This window comes from Rhodococcus sp. IEGM 1351, from assembly GCF_030056875.1.
Lineage (GTDB): Bacteria > Actinomycetota > Actinomycetes > Mycobacteriales > Mycobacteriaceae > Rhodococcus_F > Rhodococcus_F opacus.
The window spans coordinates 1-20046 of the sequence record NZ_JASHKU010000043.1; the positions used below are offsets into that span (position 1 = coordinate 1).

Genomic DNA, 20046 nt, shown 5'->3' on the forward strand with positions numbered 1-20046 from the left:
CTTCGCTGCGCTCGTCATTCATCATCGCGTCCGTAAATAGCAGACACGCTCTAGTCCCTCGGGCCCGGGCCGCCGTCATGCTCGACGTCCCGGGTCCGTCCGACCACTACGCGACGTCGCCGTCGTCGGTGCCTGGCTGAGTGATGCCGGGAAGACTCCACTCGGCGATTGTCCATTCCGTCATGGGCGCCGCCGAATTATCCATCTGGCGTGGCATCGTCGGGTAGAAGTACGGGTCATCCCCCGGTCGAAGGTGGACCTGGAATCCCTCCCCTTGACCCGTGTCCAGCGCCTCGATGGCCTCAACGCCATTCAAGGGAGTGGCTCGGGGTTGGAAGACAACGACCTTCCCTGACTCCCCGAATTTCACCGATCCCATCCGAACCGACACAGCACCGGAACGGTCCACCGCAGAGAACAGAGTGTGCTATGTCATTCCCATGACAACTCCGGGGTGGTACCCGAATCCTGACGGCTCGAACTCCTTCAGGTATTGGGACGGGCAGGCGTGGCAACAGGTTGCGTACCCGACCCAAGCAACGTCCACCCCACCCTCCCAGCCGTCAACACCACCGACGACGACAAAGGGGTGGACACCCGAGCAGAAGCGCACGAACCTCCGCTGGTGGACTGGCCTGACAATCGTGGCGGTCCTCCTCGCGATCGGCGCAGTGGGCAACGCGATCAAAGACTCGAGCTCCGAACCCCAGCGCACTGCATCCTCGGCGGCACCAGAACCCGCACCGACCGAGGCAACCACGCCGGCCCAGGCGACCACGCCGGCCGCGGAGTCCACCTCTGCTGCCGAGCCTGCACCGCTCACCTTCTCCGAGTCGATGGTGCGCGCTCACGGGGTGACAAAGGACGACGAGGGAGGACAGTCGAACGTGCGCTTCGTCGCGGGCACCGAGGATCCGCACCAGGTCGAAGAACTCCAGAGACAGTGCGTGCAGCACTACCTTCACACCACGAAGGCCGCCTACTGCTACGGCTACGCCAACGAGGCGGACTACGCACTGACCACGGTGGAGTGGACGCCGGAGTTCGACGAGAGCATCTACGGCGGCGGCCGGCCCTGCTGGATCGCACACGGTGGTCAACCGCTCGCGGGGCCACCCGGTACCGAGACGACGAAGTCAGCCCACGAATACACAACCCTCGGATGCCCGGGCGGTGCCCGCTTCCCCGACGAGGCACCGCCGGTGCCCGCCCCGCCGGCGGCCACGGTTCCTGCTCACGATCCCTGCGCCCTGCTCGACTCCGACGTCCTGACTGCGGGCGGATTCAGCGACCGGACCGGGCAGGCCCCCGGCTCCCCCGCGACGTCCGCACATGGCGACATCCTCGTCACCTACTCGTGCGGCAACTCCGACGGCAGCGTCGTCGTCGAGGTCGATCTGCACAACAGCCCGCAGGCAGCTCGGGAGGACGCCGACTTCGCCACCAGCGCCGATCAGACGTTTTTGATCGAGGGTGGTACGCGGGTTCCGTTCGACGCCAATCGGGGTGGGGCGAAGATCATCAACACCGAACTCGGTGTCTCGAGGACGAGCTGGTCCAACGGCCCCTATGCAGTCATGCTCGAGGTCATGTCGGACCCGGTAGTTGCCGGACTGACGGCCAATCATCCTCACGAGCGCCTCGACGCCATGATCACCGCGACCGTCGACCACGCCGATGGTCGTCTCACCAACAGCAGTTGGTGAACTGCGAACCAGCGGCTCGGGTGATCACAGGAAGGCCCTGCGATCTGTGTAGCGACACGTCCCCGGACCAGCAATCGCTGCCGGAGCGGCGGTCTACTCCGCCGAGGATCGGATCGGTGCCTGTGATCTCCGCAGCTTCCGTTGTCCGCTGCACGTGAGCCCTGTCCCCCAGGTCACCAGATCATCGGGTGACTCCGTCTGCCCAGACTTCCTCGCGGTCGTGGAAAGGCGATCCATCCGACCGAGGCGCAGTTGTACCCGACGTGAGGACCTCTGCCGCGATCCGTTCGATGGTTGACCAGAGTTCGGGCGGGCTGAGGGCTTCGGCGGACACGGTCTCAGTCCAACCGTCCTCCTCGGCCAAATATGCTGGTAGAGCGAGGTCTACCCGTAGCCATCGCAGGATTCGTTGTTCTACTTCGTAGGCGTCCGCCCCGACGGTGAAGCGTTTCGTGCGATACACACTCCAGCCCTTCTTGGTCCACAGCTCGACCCTGTTGGAGTGAAGGCCGCCGATTCCGATCTTGTGCACGCCACGGAACGTGTCGGTGATCAGGTACACCTCGGCGGGTAGCGCCGGCTTGAAACCGCTGACCGCACAGTGCGGACAAATTGCACCCATCGAATCACTTGGTGGAAGGTCGGATTGACATCCAGTCCGCACACCCGATGCCTGGCGTGCCACTTGGCACTACTGCCGGGATACGGGACCAGAGGTTCAAGTCCGAGCTCTCGCATCAGTTCGGCACATTCGTCGGCATCCCGACGCCGGCCCAGTCCGCGTTTGCGTGCCGCGCAGACCCGACATCCACCATCGTCATTCTTGACAGTGTTGTAGCGGGGACTGACGAGCGAGTCACAGGTCAGACACCGACACCGCCACGGCTTGTTGCTTCCCGGATACGGATCCAAACGCTCGAGGCCGACCGCGTGCATCGCCGCGACGACATCCACCTCGGTGACCGCCCGTCTCGCACAAAACTTGCAGCCCGGGATCCCGTTCTTGACGTCATTCCACCGCTTGGTGGTCTCGCGTCCACATCGCAGACAGAGACAGCGCCACGGAACCTGGACACCGGGATAGCGCTCGAGTGGTTCGAGACCGTGCTGGCGCAGCAGCGACTCGGCCGCCAGTTCGTCGACGATGTGCCCCGAACAGTACTTACATCCAGTTTGGCTTTGCTGGACGTTGTTGTAGCGGGGCGCGATGTCGTTACCGCAGCGCCTGCAACGGCACAGCCACGCGTTCTTACTCCCTGGGTACGGGACCAACGGCTCCAGGCCCGCCGCTCGCATCACCTCGACGGCGGTGACGGGGTCCACGGCCTTCCCCGAGCAGTAGGCACACGGCCCGTTGCCCTTCGTCAGGCTATGGAGACTGGGGGTGATGGTGCGTCCGCAACGCGCACACGTACAGCGCCACGGGCGCCCCGCACCGGGATACGGATCCAGCGGCTCAGCACCCGCCGCACGCATCCGCTCTGTCGCTTCCACATCCGTCAGTCGCCGGGGCACGAACAAACAACCTAGCCGCCCACGGCCGTGCAGGTAGACACCGGGCGCTCGGTCAGAATAGAGAAACATGACATACCGACGCGGACGGGCGACTAGCTGTACTGACCACGGAGGTTGTGAACGGCGCGGCGTGAGAATGTAGGTGATTGGCCCACAACCGTGCCGGCGCGGCGCGTGATCTCTACAAGAACGCCCGATCCGCACCCTCGGGGAGTATCGCAGCACAAGCGCGGATTCGCCACGGTCGCCGCCGTCGGCGCGGATCGTGCCCTGCGCAAGAATTCGACAGCCGCGCAACACTACTGTTGGTGCGTGCGGGGAGTCGATCGTGCGCTCACATCACCTAAGCGCACCCATTCGCCGTTGCACGGCGTGGAACGATGCACGGCCGGGGCTTCGGATCTGCCACCAAACACGATGTGACGTCGACGTCGGCTAGCACACAGCCAGTACCATCACCCCATCGGGGACGAGGGAGTCGCAGTGGGATTTTGGTGGGCAAGCCAGGGGAAGAACTACCCCATTGCGATCCGTCAGGGCTCGCTATGGACGTGCCGGCGCATCGACGGGACGCTCCCCACCGATCGTGCGCTGCTCAAGCAGGTAAGCCGCGGGGACATCGTCTTTCACCACTACGACCGCTACATGCGTGCAGTGAGTGTCGTCACCGCGCCCTGGCGCGACGCGAACAGGCCGACGGGTTACCCCACTGTCTACGAGGACCTCAACGACGGGTGGCTGGTCACCGTCGACCCGATAGTAACCGGGCTCGCCATCCACTTTGAACGAGTCGCCGAACTGCTCCCTCACGGCTCCCCAGGGCCGCTCGACAAGAACGGCCGCCCGCTTCAGAAATACCTCTCAAGGCTCGCTCCCGATTGCGGATTGCGGCTTCTCGCCGAAGTCGGGCTCATCGACAACCCCCGCGAGGACACCGCCCAGCCAACACCGGCGTGGACGATCCGTGGCGCCACCGACGTCCAAGGGTCGGTGGCTCGGCGTCTCGAACAAACTGCACTCCGTGCCTACCTCCTCGAAGGCAACCCCGACGGCTGCTGCGGGCTGTGTGGCCGTACCCTGCCGGCGACACTGCTCGTAGCCGGCCACATCAAACCCCGCGCGCAATGCACCGACACCGAACGGTGGGACTTTCCGTCAGTCGCGATGCTCGTCTGCACACTCGGTTGCGACACCCTCTTCGAGCAGGGATACCTCACCGTCGATCGGACCGGCACCATCATCGGCGGCAGGACCCCGTCACACCCAGCGCTAGTCGATGTCGTCAACACTTTCGTGGGCCGACCCTGCGCGGCCTATACCGACGCCCGGGCCGACGCGTTCCGTTCACACCACGACACAACCCTCACCATCCGCAATGCTCGGGCAAGCTCCGGCCCCGGTGGAGTGATGCCCTCAACTGCTCCCGATTTCGGTCACCGCTGGACAGACTTCGGGCGCGAGTCCCAAACCTAAGTGCCGACCAACGCTGCATTCACTCGCACGGAAACGACACGCCTAGGAGGGTGCCGTTAGCGTGTGGATTGATCGGCCTGCCGGGGCCGTGTCCAGCACGAGTGCGCCCCACACGTGACCGCGGCGAATGACGAAGTCGCCGATGCCCAAGATGCTGACCTCGCCGACCTTCGGATCCGCCGCCGAAGGACCCGAACGGCGGTGGGGTCACCCACAGGCCTTCCCTCGATCGCCTTCAGTACGCCATGGAGGGTCCCGCCGAGACGGCCACTGAATCACGGCCGCTGACCCAGACTGTCGGACGTACCGCCCATACTTTCTCTATGCCCGGACCTGACCCACGTTCCTTTCTACGGGATACCTATTCGAAGGTCTTCGGTGAAGCCGTTGAGGTCGTCGGGCGACCCGACGTCGGTCTGGTCACCCTGGGCACCCACAGCAACCTGGCGGTCCTGTGGCGCTGCGCAACCTGTGGCCATCAATGGGAGGCGCCGCCGGCTGCGCGAGCGGCCGGCCGCGGCTGCCCTGAGTGCGCGAAGGCAATACGCGCACGCTCACGCGCCCAGGCGCCGCCGGGGCAGAGCCTGGCCGACCTCGATTCGACCGTCGCCGCCGAGTTCGTGCAGAACCTCACCAGACCCGACATGACACCCGCGGATCTGCGCCCAAGCTCGCAACAGCGGTGCCGCTGGCAGTGCGCTACGTGCTCTCACGAATGGGACGCGACTGTCGCCAACCGCGTCAACGGGCGCGGATGCCCGCTCTGCGCGAATGGACGCAGGAGCGAAGGACGCCGGCGGCCCACCGCCCGCACCGGCACGGCGGCGGACCACGCATCATTTCCATTGTCCGAGCTCGTCGTGAACCAGACGCACGCGGGCCGCAGCCTCGCTGACCTTCGCCCCAATTCGACAGACCGTTGCCTGTGGCGATGCACCCAGTGCCGACACGTATGGGAGGCCACCGTCGTCAACCGAGTGGTGAAACGCAGCGGGTGTCCTCGGTGCAGCATTATCCGCAGCGCTGCGACACGGGCCACCGCGCCGCGGAACCGCTCACTGCAAGTGATGTATCCCGAGATCGCCGCCGAGTTCGTCACGAGCCACCGAGCCAGCGAACATTTGCCCGATACGATCCGGCCCGGATCGAACGCGTTGTGCACCTGGCGGTGTTCTCGCGGACACGAGTGGATCACGACCGTGGCAGCGCGCGTGGCTGGCAGTGGATGCGCCCGATGCGGCGCTCGTGGTCAGTCCCGGCTGGAGTTCGAGGTGGCAGCCGTTCTCCGCGCCGCCACCGGTACAAATGTCGAACTGGATGTGCCGATTCGCGCGGCGTCGCGTACTTGGCGTGTCGATCTCGCGATCCCTCAGGTCGATTTGTACGTCGATCTCGATCCCGCCCGCTGGCATGCGAACACCGCTCGCGATCAGCGGAAGGCAGACGCCATGGAAGAACACCACTACGTGCGGATCAGGCCTGAGTCTCTCCCCCAGCTCGACAACGTCGTTACCGCCGTCGTGCGGGACAAGTCCTTCGATGCACACGAATGGGCGCTCTCACTTCAGCCCCTCTTGACTGAGCTCGGCGTGACCTGGTCGAACCTCACGGCTGATCAGATCGGCGCAGCACTAGCCGAAGCAGCCGACCGCTGGAACCAGACGCTACGGGGAAGGCCGAAGAATTCAGCCCTGGACGCGGCACCCCAGCTCCAGGACGAGTTCTTGCGCAACGAATCCAGGCCCGGGATCGACCTCGGCTGGCTCCCGCCGAGCGCAAAAGACCAGTGCTGGTGGCGCTGCACCGCCTGCGCAAACGAATGGCGCACCAGCGTGCACTCGCGAGCAGGGCTACGGTCAGGCTGCCCCACGTGTAGCATCGATCGACAGGCTCGCAATCGATCGCTCGCCCCACACGGCGAATCCCTGCTCGCACTCCACCCCTCACTTGCGGCGGAGTTTGTGCGCTGCGAGCGACAGCCCGACCGCACGCCGGGTGATCTCCGCCCCGCGAGCAACCTGCTGTGCATCTGGCGCTGCAGCTGCGGTCACGAGTACCGGGCATCGCCTGCCTCTCGCACCCGAGGGCGCGGCTGTGCACATTGCAGTCGGGTAGCCGGGGGCGACGCTCGCAGCCGCGTTCACCGCGAGGACAGTCTCGCCGCGTTCCATCCGTCACTGGCGTCGGAACTGATCGAACTCGACGACCGCCCGAACCGCACCGCGGAGGACATCGCACCCGGTTCGAACTTCCGGGCCCAGTGGCGATGCACAACCTGCAGTCACATGTGGAGTGCGACAGTCAGTTCACGCGCCCTCGGTGGCGCCGGTTGCCCAGCCTGCGGACGCCTCAAGACCGCCGCTGCCAGATCCACACCCAAGCCTGGTGAATCCGTTGCCGAGCTGCACCCAGCCATAGCGGCAGAGCTCGTCGAGAACCTCACCCACCCAGGCCGCTGCCCCGAGCAACTGCGGACAGGAAGCCACGACCGGTGCCAGTGGCGCTGCAGCCAGTGCGACCACGAATGGCGAACCACGGTGAAGAACCGAACCCGGAACCACACGGGATGCCCTGCTTGCCAACGAACTCGGTCGAGACAGGTCGAGCGCTGACGGCCCCGCCTGCGGCCATCGTCGGACGAGGCCGTGGACGGGGCTGCTCACTGTCTGTCGGGTTACCCCTGTCCTTTGTACAAGTGCGTCAGATACTGATTGGCATCGACGGCACGATCTAGAACAGGTTCAGGCAGGCCGAGTTCGGTCATAAGAACCAGACAGATCAGATACTGGGTGCGCTGCAGAAGAAGGAAGAGGTTCTCGGGCTCGCTGTAGCTCTGGTCGAGGCCGTGGGCGAGGCCGTTCCGTACATTCGTGAGCTCCTGTGCCCAGGCTTCGACGTCGGGAATGATTTTGGCGACGACTGCTTGTGGCGGCATCGACGCGACGTCATTCAACCTGTCCCGGTATTTGCACTCGTTTCGCAAGAAGCCTTCGAATCGCTTGCGGTCGTCCTCGGGCATTCTGTCGATGGCGATCCGAAGCTCACGAACCATGTATTCGAAGTCGGGGGTGGCCATCGGCACGGCTTTAGGGTCGGTGAGGCATCGGCTCAAGGTCTCTGCGGAAACGGCGGCCGTCAGAACCTGCGTCTGCAAGAACCCAGGCTTCGAGTACTTCAAGCTGAACAGCATGTTCGTCGCGCGCACGATCCGCTTTCTCAAGTCAAGCCAGCGGACGACGAGTTCTTCGAAGGGCATGTCCTGGCACGTGAACAAGAAGTCGTGGTGGTGGAGCTCTTTCTCGTCGGGGATGGCGGTGACCGTCCGACGTGCGTACACCGCGGCTTCGGGTGACTCCTCAACAATCTGTGTGCCGATCGTGCCATCCTCGTTCACGTCGGGGTATGAGACCGGTTGGGGTTGGCCAACGAGCCGTTGATTGATGACACCACATGCCCGATCGCTGGCCAGGGTCAGCAGATCGACAATCGCCATGGTGACTTCATGGAATCCCCGGTAAGACCGCGGAGTATCCGCAGTAATGGTGAGGGTCACGGCCCCCCTCGAACTGAACGTTGCTTCGTCTCGGGTGGCGGCGTAGTTGAACGGCGTTGCGGACATGTCTGCCTTGATCGTGAAGTCTTCCCACTTCACCGTAACCGGCTCGGGCGTCGTCACCGTGGCGGATAGTTCTCGGCCGTCCTCTTCATGGGTGGTCTTGTACTCGCCGATCGCCATCCACGTGCGAAGGTTCTCGAGACGGAGACGGCAGCTATCGAACACCTCCGCGTCGGCGTCCTCCAGATGGAGGCCCACGAGCGCGTACCGTGCCGAGAGCCGCTGCTCGGTAGGGGTGCCGAGGCCCATGTTGTAACGCCGGATAAGGCAGTCCAGCAAGGTTATTTCCTTGCCGGCCGTTGTCGCACCGTGAATGACATCGATACGGGTACGGCCCTCTCCGATACCGATGGAACCGTCGGGCAGCGAGGTGTACTGCTGCAGATCGAAACCTTCGATCAATTGCAGTGCCACTGTCCCGTCTGACGCGATGGTCAGTGTCCCTGGCTGCCTATTGTCTCGGTCGTCACTACACCACCAGTATCCGGAGAATGTCTGCGAGTTCATGGAATGAGAATTGCACGTGAGCATTTCGACCGATCGATTAGATCGTGTGAATGACATAACGTGCTGCCGCAGTCCGGACCACATCTGGCAAGAGTGCGTGGATGGCAAGGAGAGGAAGATGACCCTTTCGCCTCCTACCCAGCACGACAGGCGTGCGCACTCTCCCGCCTCTACGCAATCAAAGACTCGGGGCAGTCCTACTCCGCGTCGTCTCGACCGATACTCCTTGCCAGGGCCGCGATCTTCTCTGTAATCAGGGTTTTCGAGTCCACGAGATGGTAACTGGTCGTTTTCCCGCTTCCGACGGCGATTTGCTGAACGGATTCGATGAGTGGATGTTCCAGCAAGCTCAGAACACTCTCAATATCTTTTGGCGACGGGCGAGGGTCAATCTCGTCTCGGACGATCAAGTAGATCTGGTCTGCGGACAGAGCGCCGTGAGTAACCTCATCAGCTTGGCGTGCTTCTTGATCGAGGACGGCTACGACGTGAGTCAACAACTCAACACGGCGTTCGGCCTGGGACCATCCGTTCTCCAAGGCCTTCTTTGCCGTCGCGCTTGGATCGACCAGGCCGAGGTAGGTGCTGGCCGATCGCGGCGTCTTGGCATGGCGGCGTAGGACCTGGGCGAGCCGATCTGTAGTAATCAGCTCGACTCCTGCCGATTCTGCGCGGCTGCGGACTCTGCCAGACTCGAAACTCGGCCCAACGAGGGCCACGAAGTTCGCCTCGTGGCTCTTCTTGTGCTCTGCGAGAGTGTCGAAGGACACCGCGTTCTCGTTCACGAGTCCGCTGCGTGCGGCTTTGGCATCGATGATGACCCGTACCGGCTTGAGGTCAGGTCCGTTGACTGTGGCAATGACGTCGGTCTTTCCTCCCCCACCGATATGCCGCGTGTCGAAGCCCAGGGCGGCGAAGGCATCCGCGACAGCCTTTTCCAGCCGGACCGGGGTGTCAGCGGCAAGTGCTGCCTCGTGTAGTTCCTGACACAGGATGTCGGTCTGTGAGGTTGCGTCATCGGAGTCGCCTGGAACGTCAGCGACCGCGACATCGGCGTCGTACGGTTCCTGCAACGCGACGTCGTGGACAAGTCGTTCGCCGAGTGGTGTCGCCTGGTATCGCCAGTTTGCTCGCTCATAGATCAGACCTGCGGCTTTGAGGATCTGGAGACGGGTTCGTATGCCTCCGACATCGACACGGCCGAACCCATAGTGCTGGTGTGCCGCTCTGGCGAGATCGGGAGCCTTGTCGAATTCCGATAGAAGCGGGATGATTTCGAGAACGAATAGATACCTGGCATGAAAGATCAATGCGAGGTTCAGAGCGGTCGGCTCCTCGAGCCACGCCGAACCCTCCGGTGTCGGAGAGTAGATGTTGAAGCCGCTCTGCTCGACGAGCCCGGACATCGTCAGAGTTGTCAGCACCGAGCCGAAGGAGCTTTCGGCCACTGCGAACTTCTGCTGGGCAAACGACATGAGGTCATGTCGCGTGATGGTTGGCGAGCAGGCGTTTACCAGCAGTGTCAGTGATTGGACGATGTCGATATCGGTGGCGCCACGTGGCACGTATCCGAGTACGGCGCGTCGAGCGGAGAGCGCTGCGGGGGTGAGCTCGTCAACAATCGCAGCGATGGCCGCAGGCAATTCCGGTGCGTCGACCTCGACGGCCTGCGTCGCGGTGGGCGTCTCAGGGCCACCGAGGGCGAAGCGATCGAGCTGGTGGCGGCCAGTGTCGGTGAGCCAGACCTGCGTGTTCGTCTTGTACTCGACCATGCCTGCACCGATGAACCAGCCCAGACGGCGCCGAACCTGGTCGAGGGTTGTCCAGGGGAGCTGGTACTTCTCAGCTGCGACCTCGGTCAGCTCTCGTACGGTTCTCGGGCCGTCCGAAAGCTCGTATAGGAGTTCCCCTATCAGCCTGATGTGTCGGTGGAAGATTTTGATTAGGTCTGTGGGGTCTCCGCTTTGTCGCCAGGCACGGGCTTCCTCCGAGACGACGTACTGATCCCGGTCTGCTCGGGTCAGGAGCCCTGAGGCGGTCAGGTTTCGTACTACTTCTCGAATCGGTCGCTCGACTCCGTCTCCGCGGTCGATGAGCGCTGCTGCGTGTCCCCCGTTGGCGTCGATCTGTTCGAGAAGGTGGTCCAGCAGTTCCACTTGGCGGCCGCTGCCGCCGGGCAGATAGGGCATGGCTGAGCTCCGGGACGCCCATGGAAGTGGAACTACCTGCTCGCCTGCGTGTTGGTCCATTCTTGCCCCTTGGATGTTCGTCGCGTCACGCGATTTGGATTGTGCGGTGGAGTTATCTGCTGCCGTCTCGGTCGTTGTGGCACTGAATTGACCAGGCGACTCGTTGATTGGTGCCGGCCCGGGAATCGGGCACCGCGGAGGCCTTGTGGTCGCGGCTTCAGCGAACAGAGACAACTTCGCTTGAGGTGGCACGGCGCTAATCCACAAGGTCCGCGGACAAGGCGTCCCAGTCCTGAGTCACCGCACGACCTCGTGTCCGCCGATCGTGCACGACCTCGACTGACAGACATCCCAAGCGGAGCAGAACAGGCACGTTCACGTGCCGCAGCGCCATACCCTTCCGATCATCGAGCACGATCATCCGCGCCAACGTCTTCCCCACCGACGCGAGCCCTACCAGCGAATGGGCAGCGAGGAGCAACTCGTTTCGCAGCGCCTGTTCCCGCTCATCCAGGCGAGCGCTGCCGGTGATCACGTATGCCCGGGCATGCACATGGGTCCGGAGAATGATCTCGGTGGTGATCACGCTCAGTGAGGGGGTGAGGATTCCGGATCGCACGTTCAGCCCGTTGCCCGCCGAGGTACCCAGGTAGACCTCGTGCGCAAACGTACGGAGTGCGCGGTTGTCGAGTTCGTTCAGCCAGGAGGAGCCGGGTATCGGCAGGCTCATCGGGGTCACCAGGTCCGCCGCCAGGTGCTGTGCCCAGAGGACGAGTGCCTCGGCGAGGGAGTCGGCCTCCCGAAACCGGCCCCCGACGGTGATGTCGTGTTTGTCGCCGTAATCCCAGCGGACACCGCGGAACTCGCCCGCACGGATCTGCCGCAGCGCCTCGAACGGGCGGCCCAGATCATGTCCCGGGGAGCGGACCCGATGGGCGCGGCCGCCGAACCCTGGGCCGGTGTAGTCGATCGGCAACCTCGTGCCGGCCCGCTCCCACCCGCGCATCCAGCCGGTCTTCCTGGTGGCACCGAACCCCTGGGCGACGGCGCCGTCGATGGCAGTGTCGTACCAGAGGGCCGCCACCCCCAGCACGGTCGCGAACCCGACCGCGAGGACGTCGTCGCGGTCCCACGGGATGCGTTGCCGGGCCCGCCACCGTTCGAAACCGGCCCGCTGCTCGGGGGTGAGCGCATCGTCGAGGTCGATGTCGGTCCAGCCGCGCTGGGTGCGGAGCCGGTCATTGGTGGCGGTCAGCTCCGCATACGAGAGGTGCTCGGCGGTGTCGCTTTCCGGCAGCCGGTCCGGGACCCTACCGGCGAGGGCGGTGTGGGTGGCCGATTCCAGCTCGGCGAGCCGGCGGCTGATGGTGTCGAGGTTCCGGTCGACGGTGTCGTCCATGCTGCTCATAGCGCGGCGGTTTCCGGGAGACGGTCCAAAATGACCTCGAGTGCTCCCTCGGCCCGTTTCGCGTCCGCGTGCTGCCTGCGCAGTTCCTCGCGCAGTTCCTTGTTTTCCGCGGTCAGGCGTGCGTTCTCACGTGAGAGTTCGCGGATCCGGTCCAGGAGTCGTTCACCGTCGGCGACGACCTTCTCGAGCCGTTCCTGCAAGCTCTGGACGACGCGGCGTTGCTTCTCGTCCCGGTTCTCCGCCTCGATCAGCACACATCGTGCTATCAGATCCAGGCGCATCGCGTCCGCCACCACCTGACCGGTCGTCCACGGTGTCCAGCGGGCACCGGCCGCGGCGACGCTGGCTCCGGCGATGCCACCGAGCCCGGTCACCAGGGCGGTGCCTCCGGCAATGCCGAAACCGCCGGCGGCGATCGCGCCGCCACCGAGGGTTGCCAACCCGGCGGAGGTCGCTGCCGCCCCGGTCAATCCGGCGGCGCTGCCGATCGCGGCGCCGATCACCGGTGCCGCCCAACCACCGGTGGCCACTCCTGCCGCCAGTCCTGCCGCACCGATGAAGGCCACCTTCCCCCAGTGCACACTCTTACGCCTCAACCGGCGGAGCAGAAGCGTGTGCTCGTCTCGCATCCGATCCAGATCGGTCCGGTCGAGGTGGGGGAAGTCGTCCACCAGTGCTTCGAGGGCGGTGCGGCGGGTGGCGGCGTGCCAGGAGGCTTTCGCCGGCCAGGGGTCGAACAAGATGAGGTTGACCAGCACCAGCAACGACCGCTCCCGCGAGCCGAAAAGCCGAGGAAGGCGCCGGCCTTGGTCGGCAATGGCGTCCGCGGCGGCCGCCGTTTCCTGGGTATCCATCTCCCCCACCAGTGTCGTCAGCCATTCCGGGCGGTCCGGCCGACCCTCCGCCGCCACCCGGCGGAATCCCTCCACTGCATCACCCAGCACCGCATCCTTGACGGCCCCGGACTTGCCCGACGTCGTCGCATCGAGATCCGACTGCATCAACGACACCTGCATCGCCGCCAACGCCACCGACTCCGACCACTCCAGCACGCCGACCGGATCACCATCACTCGTGGACATGACCGCCCCCTTCCCACCCATCCAGAAAGCCCAGTATCACCGACCGGTCCGACACCGCGGCTCGAACGCCCGGGACCACGGTGATGTTTTCAGTCTCTCTGCGCCTCAGCGTCATTCACGTGAATGACACCTGGCAGAGGACTGCACGACAAATGGCATCGACGGCCTCCACTCGGCGCCACTCCGGCAGAAGCCCGCGGTGCCGCCGCCTTCCCTGAACGCGGTAGCGGTCGTCTTCACGGACCCGCCCCGTCCGGGGTTGGGCACCCGCTGCCATAACCGCAACTCGGGTTACGCCGCTCCCGGACGAACGTCGCTCTTTTCGCGGTGCAGGTGGGCACCTCACCTCAGTTCTAGTTCGGGCACCGATCGACGTCTTCGCCGTCGACATTCACCGTGGCCCGCCAGTGCCACTCGCTGCCGAGAGCGGCCACCGCCGCGGAGGGCAGTACCGCCGTCACCTGACCGGGCACGCTGATATCCGGTGCACCCGACAGATTCTGCTGCTTCGCGCCGGCGAAGGTGAAGTAGGCGATCTGGTTGCCGTCGAGGGTCTTGTAGCCGAGCTGAACAGCATTGCTCCCGCCCCGATCAGCCGCCGACAGCGACCACAGCACCGTACCCGTGGCCGGGAGCTCGCCCTGATAACTCCACATCACCCGCGCGGCCGTACCGGCATACCCGGGCACCCCGAGGTGCACCGACACCTCCGTCAGATCGATCGGTGCACCCACCCCGGCACTGGCACACGAGCTGTCGACACCACGAACCACCACCTGCCCAGGCACATCCGGTGCGGGCTGCGCCACCACCGACGTCGCCGAGGTCGTCGACGCCGGCGGCACCGGCGCGCGCGTCGACGAGGAAGGTTCACCGGTCTCGGAGTCCGCGTTGCCGCAGCCGGCAAGCACGAGGACAGCGAGCAAGACCGAAGCTGCACGTTTCATGGGCAATACATACCAGCAATCTCAACCGCCCGAGTTTCATCCACACCGAACCCGGCGCGGATCGTGATCACCGCGGCCGCCGCACCAGCATGACCCCACTCCGCCGATCGGCACGAAGACCGCTCCCTGTGTATATCGAGTGAATGACACAGTGGCTCAAGGTATCGCCCACTACGGCCTGCGCAGGAAGCGCCGCTGGTCGATACCGTTGTTGGGCCCATTGAACTTCGCGAGCGCCTCCGTCATGCCGGTCTGCGTGGCACACTATCCGTCCACGAATTGGCCGTACTCGGCCCAGGCGGTGAATTGCCATTCCCAGGCGCGACAGACCCGTTCCCGTGGAAGCGCGCGGTCTTTCGGGTCGAGGAGCATCAGCCGGGCGTAGCGGCCGTCACCGATGACGATCGCAAGTAGGTACTGACCGGGCTCGGCCTCGATTGCGCCCATCTCGTTGTTGGTCATCGAGAACCTGGCGTCGGGTCTGTCGACCTTCTTCACCTCGAGCATGACGGCGATTCCGGTGTTGTCGACGCCAACAAGGTCGTAGCCGAGGTTCTGTTTGCTGACATCTTTCAGGTCCCAGCCGCGGGCGTTGAGCCAGTCCATCACCGCGATCTCGGCGGTGCGCCACCGCTGGATGACATCTGCAAATCCTTCGCGCGGCGCGACCTGCCGAGGTGGCGCCGGTTCGGCTCTTTCGGCCGCGCGGTGCCCGAGTTCGGCTGGGGCAGAGTTCTGGACGGTGTCGAGCACCTTCTGTTCGATTGGAGTTGCGGACCGTCCGAGGGCTCGGAGGTGCTCGGTGACGTACTGGGCAGCAGCAGTCTGGGTGGCCGGGGACAGGGAAGTCACGACCTGTCCGAGGGTGGGTCCCACGTCGAGGTTCGGTAGTCCGAACGCGACGCGCAGTGCGCGCGCGGTGCCGATGTTGGTGTGGTCGTACAGTGCGCGTGGCGCTCCGGCCGGAAAGATGATGGTCAGGTCTTGGTCCGGAACTGCGAAGGGTGCGACCGCGAACGGGATGGCAGCGTGGCGCAGTTCCTCACGCAGTGCGGTCAGGAAGCTCTGCTCTGCTGAGATGCCGCCGGTTGCGAGCAGCGATCGCGGATCTTCCATGATGGTCATGAGCTCCCACGCCCGTTCGAACCAGGCTGATGCCGGATTGCGAAGCTCGTTGGCCAGGATGGCGGCGGCGTCCTGCAAGACTGCGGTGGTGCTCGGGTCCGCGACCGTTGCGTGGGTTCGGGAGGGGTCTGTCAGAAGATCGCCGGAGACCACGAGGGGGGCGCCGATCCGGTCGTTGAGCGGAAGGAAGCAGGCCAGTCGTCCACGGGCGGTGCACAGCGACACCGCCTGCGCGTTCAGGGGCAGCGCCACCGTCGCAGAACGACCGGTGAGGACGACGAAGTGCGCGACTCGGTCGTCCCAGTGCAGTTCGAGTTGTTGTCCGTTGCGCACGGCGCGGTACTGGTGTGTGCGGCCGTCGGCGTGGACGGTCACTGTCTCGATGGTGCGGAGGAAGAGCAGCGCGATCGGGTCGATCGGTCCGAGTACCGGAGTTTGCGGGTTGAGGGGATCGATGGTGAACGTGACACCGGTCCCGGACGGATTGGGGGTGCTCGTAACGGCGGTGGGGAGGCGGACCAGTGGAACGTCGTGAATTCCGGGGTGGTGGCCTGCGGTGGAGAGTAGCTCTGCGGCGGCCTGCCGATCGAAGGTGAACGCGCATCCGGCTGTCGCGACGGTGATTCGGGAGGCGACGGCGGCGAGGGACTTGAATCCGATGCCTCGGTATCCGATCGTGTCGCCGCGGGTTTTCGTCGAACTGGCGCTGCGGCACAGAGCAGATGCGTCGTCTCCGGTCATCGGACGGCCGTCGTTGCGCCAGACCACGGGTCCCGACGACGACACCTCGATCTCGACGGATCGGGACCCGGCATCCTCGGAATTCTGCAGCAGCTCGTACTGCACGCGGTCTCGGTATGTTTCGGCGAGCAGTGCCTCGATCCTGGCCAGTTCACCGAACATGCCGGCGGCCTGCCGGTACTCAGCGACGAGGTCATCCTGCAGCCCGAGGACGGCGTCGACTAACTCCACGAAGTGTCCTCGATCCGCATAATCACCTTTGCCGCGGGCTCGGAGAAGTCATCCGGGCTGAAGTCCTCATCGATCCGCCACTGCGCTACCCGGCCAGGGATCCGCCCGTCGTCGACGACCGGAACCTGGAGGTCGAGGTGCACGCTGACTTGTTCCAGGAGAAATCCTGACTGGTCGAGAAAGTCGAACGTCAGTTGCGGGGCGGAGCACTCGAATGGTGTGAGATCAGTCAGCTTCGCATCGTCGTCGATCCACGACTCTTGTGCTCGATGCTGGGCTACCAGTTCTTCGGTCGTTCCGGCGATCATTCGACCAGTCGCCTGGATGAGTCCGTAGGTCAGGCCGTCATCGTGGCGGGTGAAGACGTGAACTTCGGTGGCGACTAGCTTGCTGCCTTGCCGGGTTGTCTCGTCGACGACTTCGAGTGGGATCGATTGCACGCCTACAGGTATGTAGGGCATGTGTCCGCTGCCCTCGTACCCATCGTAGGCGGTGACCGTACGGTGATGTCGTCGTGATCGATCGCGTCGTCGGTGTGAACGAACCAGTCGTTCTCGGAGAACCGGACTGGGCGATTCGCCTCCTTCGCCGAAACGTAGATCGGCCGAAAGGTTGCTTCGAATTCGGATAACTTGGCGGATCGGAGCACAATCACCACCGGTGGCGGATAGTCGCGGCTGTGGCCGAAACTGTCGGTCCAATCGTCCGAGTTGAAACGGAGCACACCGGATACCGCCACCTTGTGGAAGTGGTCGCCGTCGCGGTATCTGTCTGTGGACACGCGTGCGCGAATATCCTGGATTTCCCAGCCACGGACGGCCAGTCCGAGTTCGTCGACGGACACGTCGACTTCCGTTGTGACGCGCGTTTTGTTGTCCGTCGTGACGACGGTGCGGCGGCTCTTCTCGGTCGGCGGCGCAGCGTCGCCGGTCACCGCCGCCGCTTGCGTGGTCGGTGTCGCACTCGCCGTCGGCCGTGAAACTACGTTCCGCGGCTGCGCAGCGGGTCCTGCCGGCGATGCACTGTGGTTGGTCCTGGGCGCAGGTTCCGGGACTGGTTGGACCGCCGGTTGCACAGCCACGGGGTGCCCCGCCTGCGGGGGCGGCGGAGTGTGCTGGGGTGGTGCGACCCACTGGGTGTGTGGCGTCCACACGTATCCATCCCACCAACGCAACATGCCAGGAACGGTCTGATCCCAATACCAGCCGGGTCCCGGAGATGTCACGACTGCGACCCTTGCAGGAAGTCGTCGTGGGAGTTCTGAGGGTTCCGCGGTACCCAGAAGGTGGAATGGCTATCTCGTGCAGTCACGCCCTGATTAAAGCCTATTAATCGGACATCCGTACGTCGGTCCGACCACTGCGTCCTGAGAAATTTCGACAAGTTCGTACTCCTACGTGCCCCTGCCAGCGGGTCTGTCGAGCTCCTGGTTATCGCGTTATCGCGCCGCATCCCATGGCGCTAGTTCGCCGATTGCCAGCGCAACTTGCCGTCTTTCGCTGTCGCGCACACCATCGGCTTGCCGGTGCTGGAGACGCCGGTTCCGCCGGAGCAGAACGATCCCGGGTGTACCGTCGCCGGCCCCAAGGATGCCGGCGGGGTGTACGCCGGCGGCGGTGGTACATACGCCGGTGTGGTCACCACCGGTGGCGGTACGTAGGCCGGCGTCGTGGCCGGCGGCGGGACGTACGCCGGTGTCGTGGTCGCGCCGGCCGGTGTGGTTCTGGGTGCGGTCGGGGCAAGGTCCACCGACGACGTCGCCGACGCAGCCGCCGAGGTCGAGACGGACGTCGTCACCCGAGCCGTGCTGGTTGCCGCGGTCGTGCTGGTCGCGACGACACTAGCTGGTGCCGGCTTTGCCTGCTCATTGTTGTTGGTGAACGCGCCAACCGCGATCACACCCACAACTGCCGCACCGGCGACCCAGGGCCACTTTCTCCGCTTCGACCCGCTACCGGCCGGCCCAGGAAGCACCGCGGTCTGATCGCCCGTCGGGACGCGAGGCTGGGTATGCCCGGTCCACTGCGCACCGTCCCAGTAGCGCAGCGAGTTCTGTGGATCCTCCGGATCAGGCTGCCAGGACGCGGGAGTTGCCATAGGGGCAATTGATAGCAGACGAACCAGACACCTACAGCACCGACGCCTACCATGTCATTCACCTGAATGACACTGCCAACAAATGGTATTGATCTACCCGATGACACCAACATCCGGGTTCAAGAGCTGCCTTCAGGCGTTTCACAATCAACGTGGGTGCTAATAGTGCCATCGCCCCTACCGTCCAGACGGCCGGTCCGCGCAAGCGCGAAGAGACTGCTGGCGCGGAAGTATCAAATCCTTCCCGGAGAAGGGAACCTGTGCCCAGTAGATACGGTCGATCAACCGACAGCGCAGGATCTTGACGAGCCGGAGGTGGGTTTTCGACGTAGTGCTCAACACCTTCGCTCGCTGCTCGCAGAGTGCGACGCCGACACGAGCGGCCGCACCGTCGGAGTGGCCTTGTGATGCCTCTACGGGTCGGTGTCATTGGCGCCGGCCACATCGCGACCATCGCCCAGCTACCGACACTTGTCCAGCGCGACGACGTGGAACTACGGGCGCTCGTCTCGCGGCGTGAGGATCCGAGTTCGCTGCAGCGGCGGTGGGGATTCAAGCACGTCTACCGAACAGTCGAGGAGATGTTGGACGGCGACAGCCTCGACGCTGTGTTCGTTCTGACACCGCGGGGGGAGCACGTCGAGGCCGTCGAGCGCGCGCTCTCTGCAGGCGTGGACGTGTTCTGCGAGAAGCCACTGGCGACCGCGACCGCGGACGCCGTTCGTCTCGCCGAGATGGCGGAAGAGCGTGGTCGGGTGCTGATGGTCGGTTTCAACCGCCGTTTCGCTCCTACCTACGTGGCAGCCCGTGAAGCGTTCGGTGCGACCGGCGCTGCGTTCTGCGTGGCTCAGAAGAATCGGGCTGGTTCGGAGTACCGTGCGACGTTCGAGAATGCGATCCACATGGTCGATCTCTTGCGATGGTTCTGCGGCGGCGAGGTGGTCCACGTGGCCGCAGCTGCGGCTGGGTCGGATTTATGGGAAGAGGACGGTAGCGCTGCTCTCATTCGCTTTTCAACCGGAAACACGGGCGTCCTCGTCGCGGCGCGGACCGCGGGAGCGTGGAGTGAAAAGCTCGACGCGCACGGACAGATGCGGTCCGCGGAAGTGATCGCCCCCGATTCCGTCGCAATTACCGACCAAGGTGTCCGCACCATTCGCACGATGAGCCCCGAGAAGTTCGGCTGGGCAACCGCTACCGAGACGTTCGGCTTCGCCGACGCAGTACATCACTTCCTCGACCGCATTCGAGATCGGCAAGAACCGCTCACCTCTGGTTGGGAAGCAGCGAAAACACAGCGGCTACTCGACCAGATCCTCCAGGCCGCCGGGCTCCCCATCGAAGAGCAAGCAGGGCGGGAATGGTCGAGCAAGGCCGTTCAATGATGCCCTCGACGATTGGAACGAAGA

The 20046-nt window shown here is 64.5% G+C and carries 14 protein-coding genes and 3 pseudogenes; 7 read left to right on the top strand and 10 right to left on the bottom strand.

What is annotated here, in order from left to right:
• Positions 1-440 precede the first annotated feature (440 nt).
• The 4 genes and pseudogenes from QM806_RS41950 to QM806_RS41955 all read left to right on the top strand — a co-directional run.
• A pseudogene (locus QM806_RS41950) lies at positions 441-527 on the top strand (DUF2510 domain-containing protein); the annotation flags it as partial.
• Positions 528-644: 117 nt separating this feature from the next.
• Positions 645-1706 carry a hypothetical protein gene (locus QM806_RS38460; protein ID WP_283294877.1) on the top strand — a complete coding sequence of 354 codons (1062 nt, stop codon included), beginning with the start codon at positions 645-647 and terminating at the stop codon, positions 1704-1706.
• Positions 1707-3704: 1998 nt separating this feature from the next.
• Complete coding sequence (locus QM806_RS38465) at positions 3705-4694, top strand: hypothetical protein (protein ID WP_283294878.1); 990 nt, start codon at positions 3705-3707, stop codon at positions 4692-4694.
• A gap of 323 nt (positions 4695-5017) precedes the next feature.
• The gene (locus QM806_RS41955) at positions 5018-7306 is read left to right on the top strand and encodes a zinc-ribbon domain-containing protein (protein ID WP_502943954.1); all 2289 of its coding nucleotides are present in this window, start codon (positions 5018-5020) and stop codon (positions 7304-7306) included.
• Positions 7307-7368: 62 nt separating this feature from the next.
• Here the strand turns inward: QM806_RS41955 and QM806_RS38475 are convergent, their stop codons facing one another.
• From QM806_RS38475 to QM806_RS41960, 9 genes and pseudogenes are all read right to left on the bottom strand, one after another.
• Entirely contained in the window at positions 7369-8901 is a 1533-nt protein-coding gene (locus QM806_RS38475; protein ID WP_349307622.1) for an ApeA N-terminal domain 1-containing protein, read from the bottom strand.
• 113 nt (positions 8902-9014) lie between these two features.
• Complete coding sequence (locus QM806_RS38480) at positions 9015-11006, bottom strand: restriction endonuclease FokI C-terminal domain-containing protein (protein ID WP_283294882.1); 1992 nt, start codon at positions 11004-11006, stop codon at positions 9015-9017.
• A gap of 256 nt (positions 11007-11262) precedes the next feature.
• Complete coding sequence (locus tag QM806_RS38485; protein ID WP_283294883.1) at positions 11263-12405, bottom strand: hypothetical protein; 1143 nt, start codon at positions 12403-12405, stop codon at positions 11263-11265.
• A 5-nt stretch (positions 12406-12410) separates the two neighbouring features.
• Complete coding sequence (locus QM806_RS38490) at positions 12411-13496, bottom strand: hypothetical protein (protein ID WP_283294884.1); 1086 nt, start codon at positions 13494-13496, stop codon at positions 12411-12413.
• Positions 13497-13849: 353 nt separating this feature from the next.
• The gene (locus tag QM806_RS38495) at positions 13850-14443 is read right to left on the bottom strand and encodes a hypothetical protein (protein WP_283294885.1); all 594 of its coding nucleotides are present in this window, start codon (positions 14441-14443) and stop codon (positions 13850-13852) included.
• Positions 14444-14707: 264 nt separating this feature from the next.
• Complete coding sequence (locus tag QM806_RS38500) at positions 14708-16540, bottom strand: sacsin N-terminal ATP-binding-like domain-containing protein (RefSeq protein ID WP_283294886.1); 1833 nt, start codon at positions 16538-16540, stop codon at positions 14708-14710.
• The gene (locus QM806_RS38505) at positions 16531-17001 is read right to left on the bottom strand and encodes a hypothetical protein (protein WP_283294887.1); all 471 of its coding nucleotides are present in this window, start codon (positions 16999-17001) and stop codon (positions 16531-16533) included. Before QM806_RS38505 ends, QM806_RS38500 begins: the two co-directional genes overlap by 10 nt.
• Positions 16983-17474 (bottom strand): hypothetical protein, encoded by a 492-nt coding sequence (locus QM806_RS38510; protein ID WP_283294888.1) that lies wholly within the window; start codon positions 17472-17474, stop codon positions 16983-16985. The genes QM806_RS38505 and QM806_RS38510 overlap by 19 nt, the downstream gene beginning before the upstream one ends.
• A gap of 189 nt (positions 17475-17663) precedes the next feature.
• A pseudogene (locus QM806_RS41960) lies at positions 17664-17765 on the bottom strand (DUF2510 domain-containing protein); the annotation flags it as partial.
• 261 nt (positions 17766-18026) lie between these two features.
• Between QM806_RS41960 and QM806_RS38515 the strand changes: the two are divergent.
• Together QM806_RS38515 and QM806_RS38520 are read left to right on the top strand one after the other, a co-directional pair.
• A complete protein-coding gene (locus QM806_RS38515; protein WP_283294889.1) occupies positions 18027-18200 on the top strand; it encodes a hypothetical protein in 174 nt (57 codons plus the stop codon).
• Between the two features lie 9 nt (positions 18201-18209).
• A complete protein-coding gene (locus tag QM806_RS38520) occupies positions 18210-18524 on the top strand; it encodes a hypothetical protein (protein ID WP_283294890.1) in 315 nt (104 codons plus the stop codon).
• Between the two features lie 17 nt (positions 18525-18541).
• Here the strand turns inward: QM806_RS38520 and QM806_RS41965 are convergent.
• Positions 18542-18637, bottom strand: a pseudogene (locus QM806_RS41965) (DUF2510 domain-containing protein); the annotation flags it as partial.
• A 407-nt stretch (positions 18638-19044) separates the two neighbouring features.
• On the opposite strand from QM806_RS41965, the gene QM806_RS38525 reads away from it, so the two are divergent.
• Positions 19045-20022 carry a Gfo/Idh/MocA family protein gene (locus QM806_RS38525; RefSeq protein ID WP_169694963.1) on the top strand — a complete coding sequence of 326 codons (978 nt, stop codon included), beginning with the start codon at positions 19045-19047 and terminating at the stop codon, positions 20020-20022.
• Positions 20023-20046: the final 24 nt, after the last annotated feature.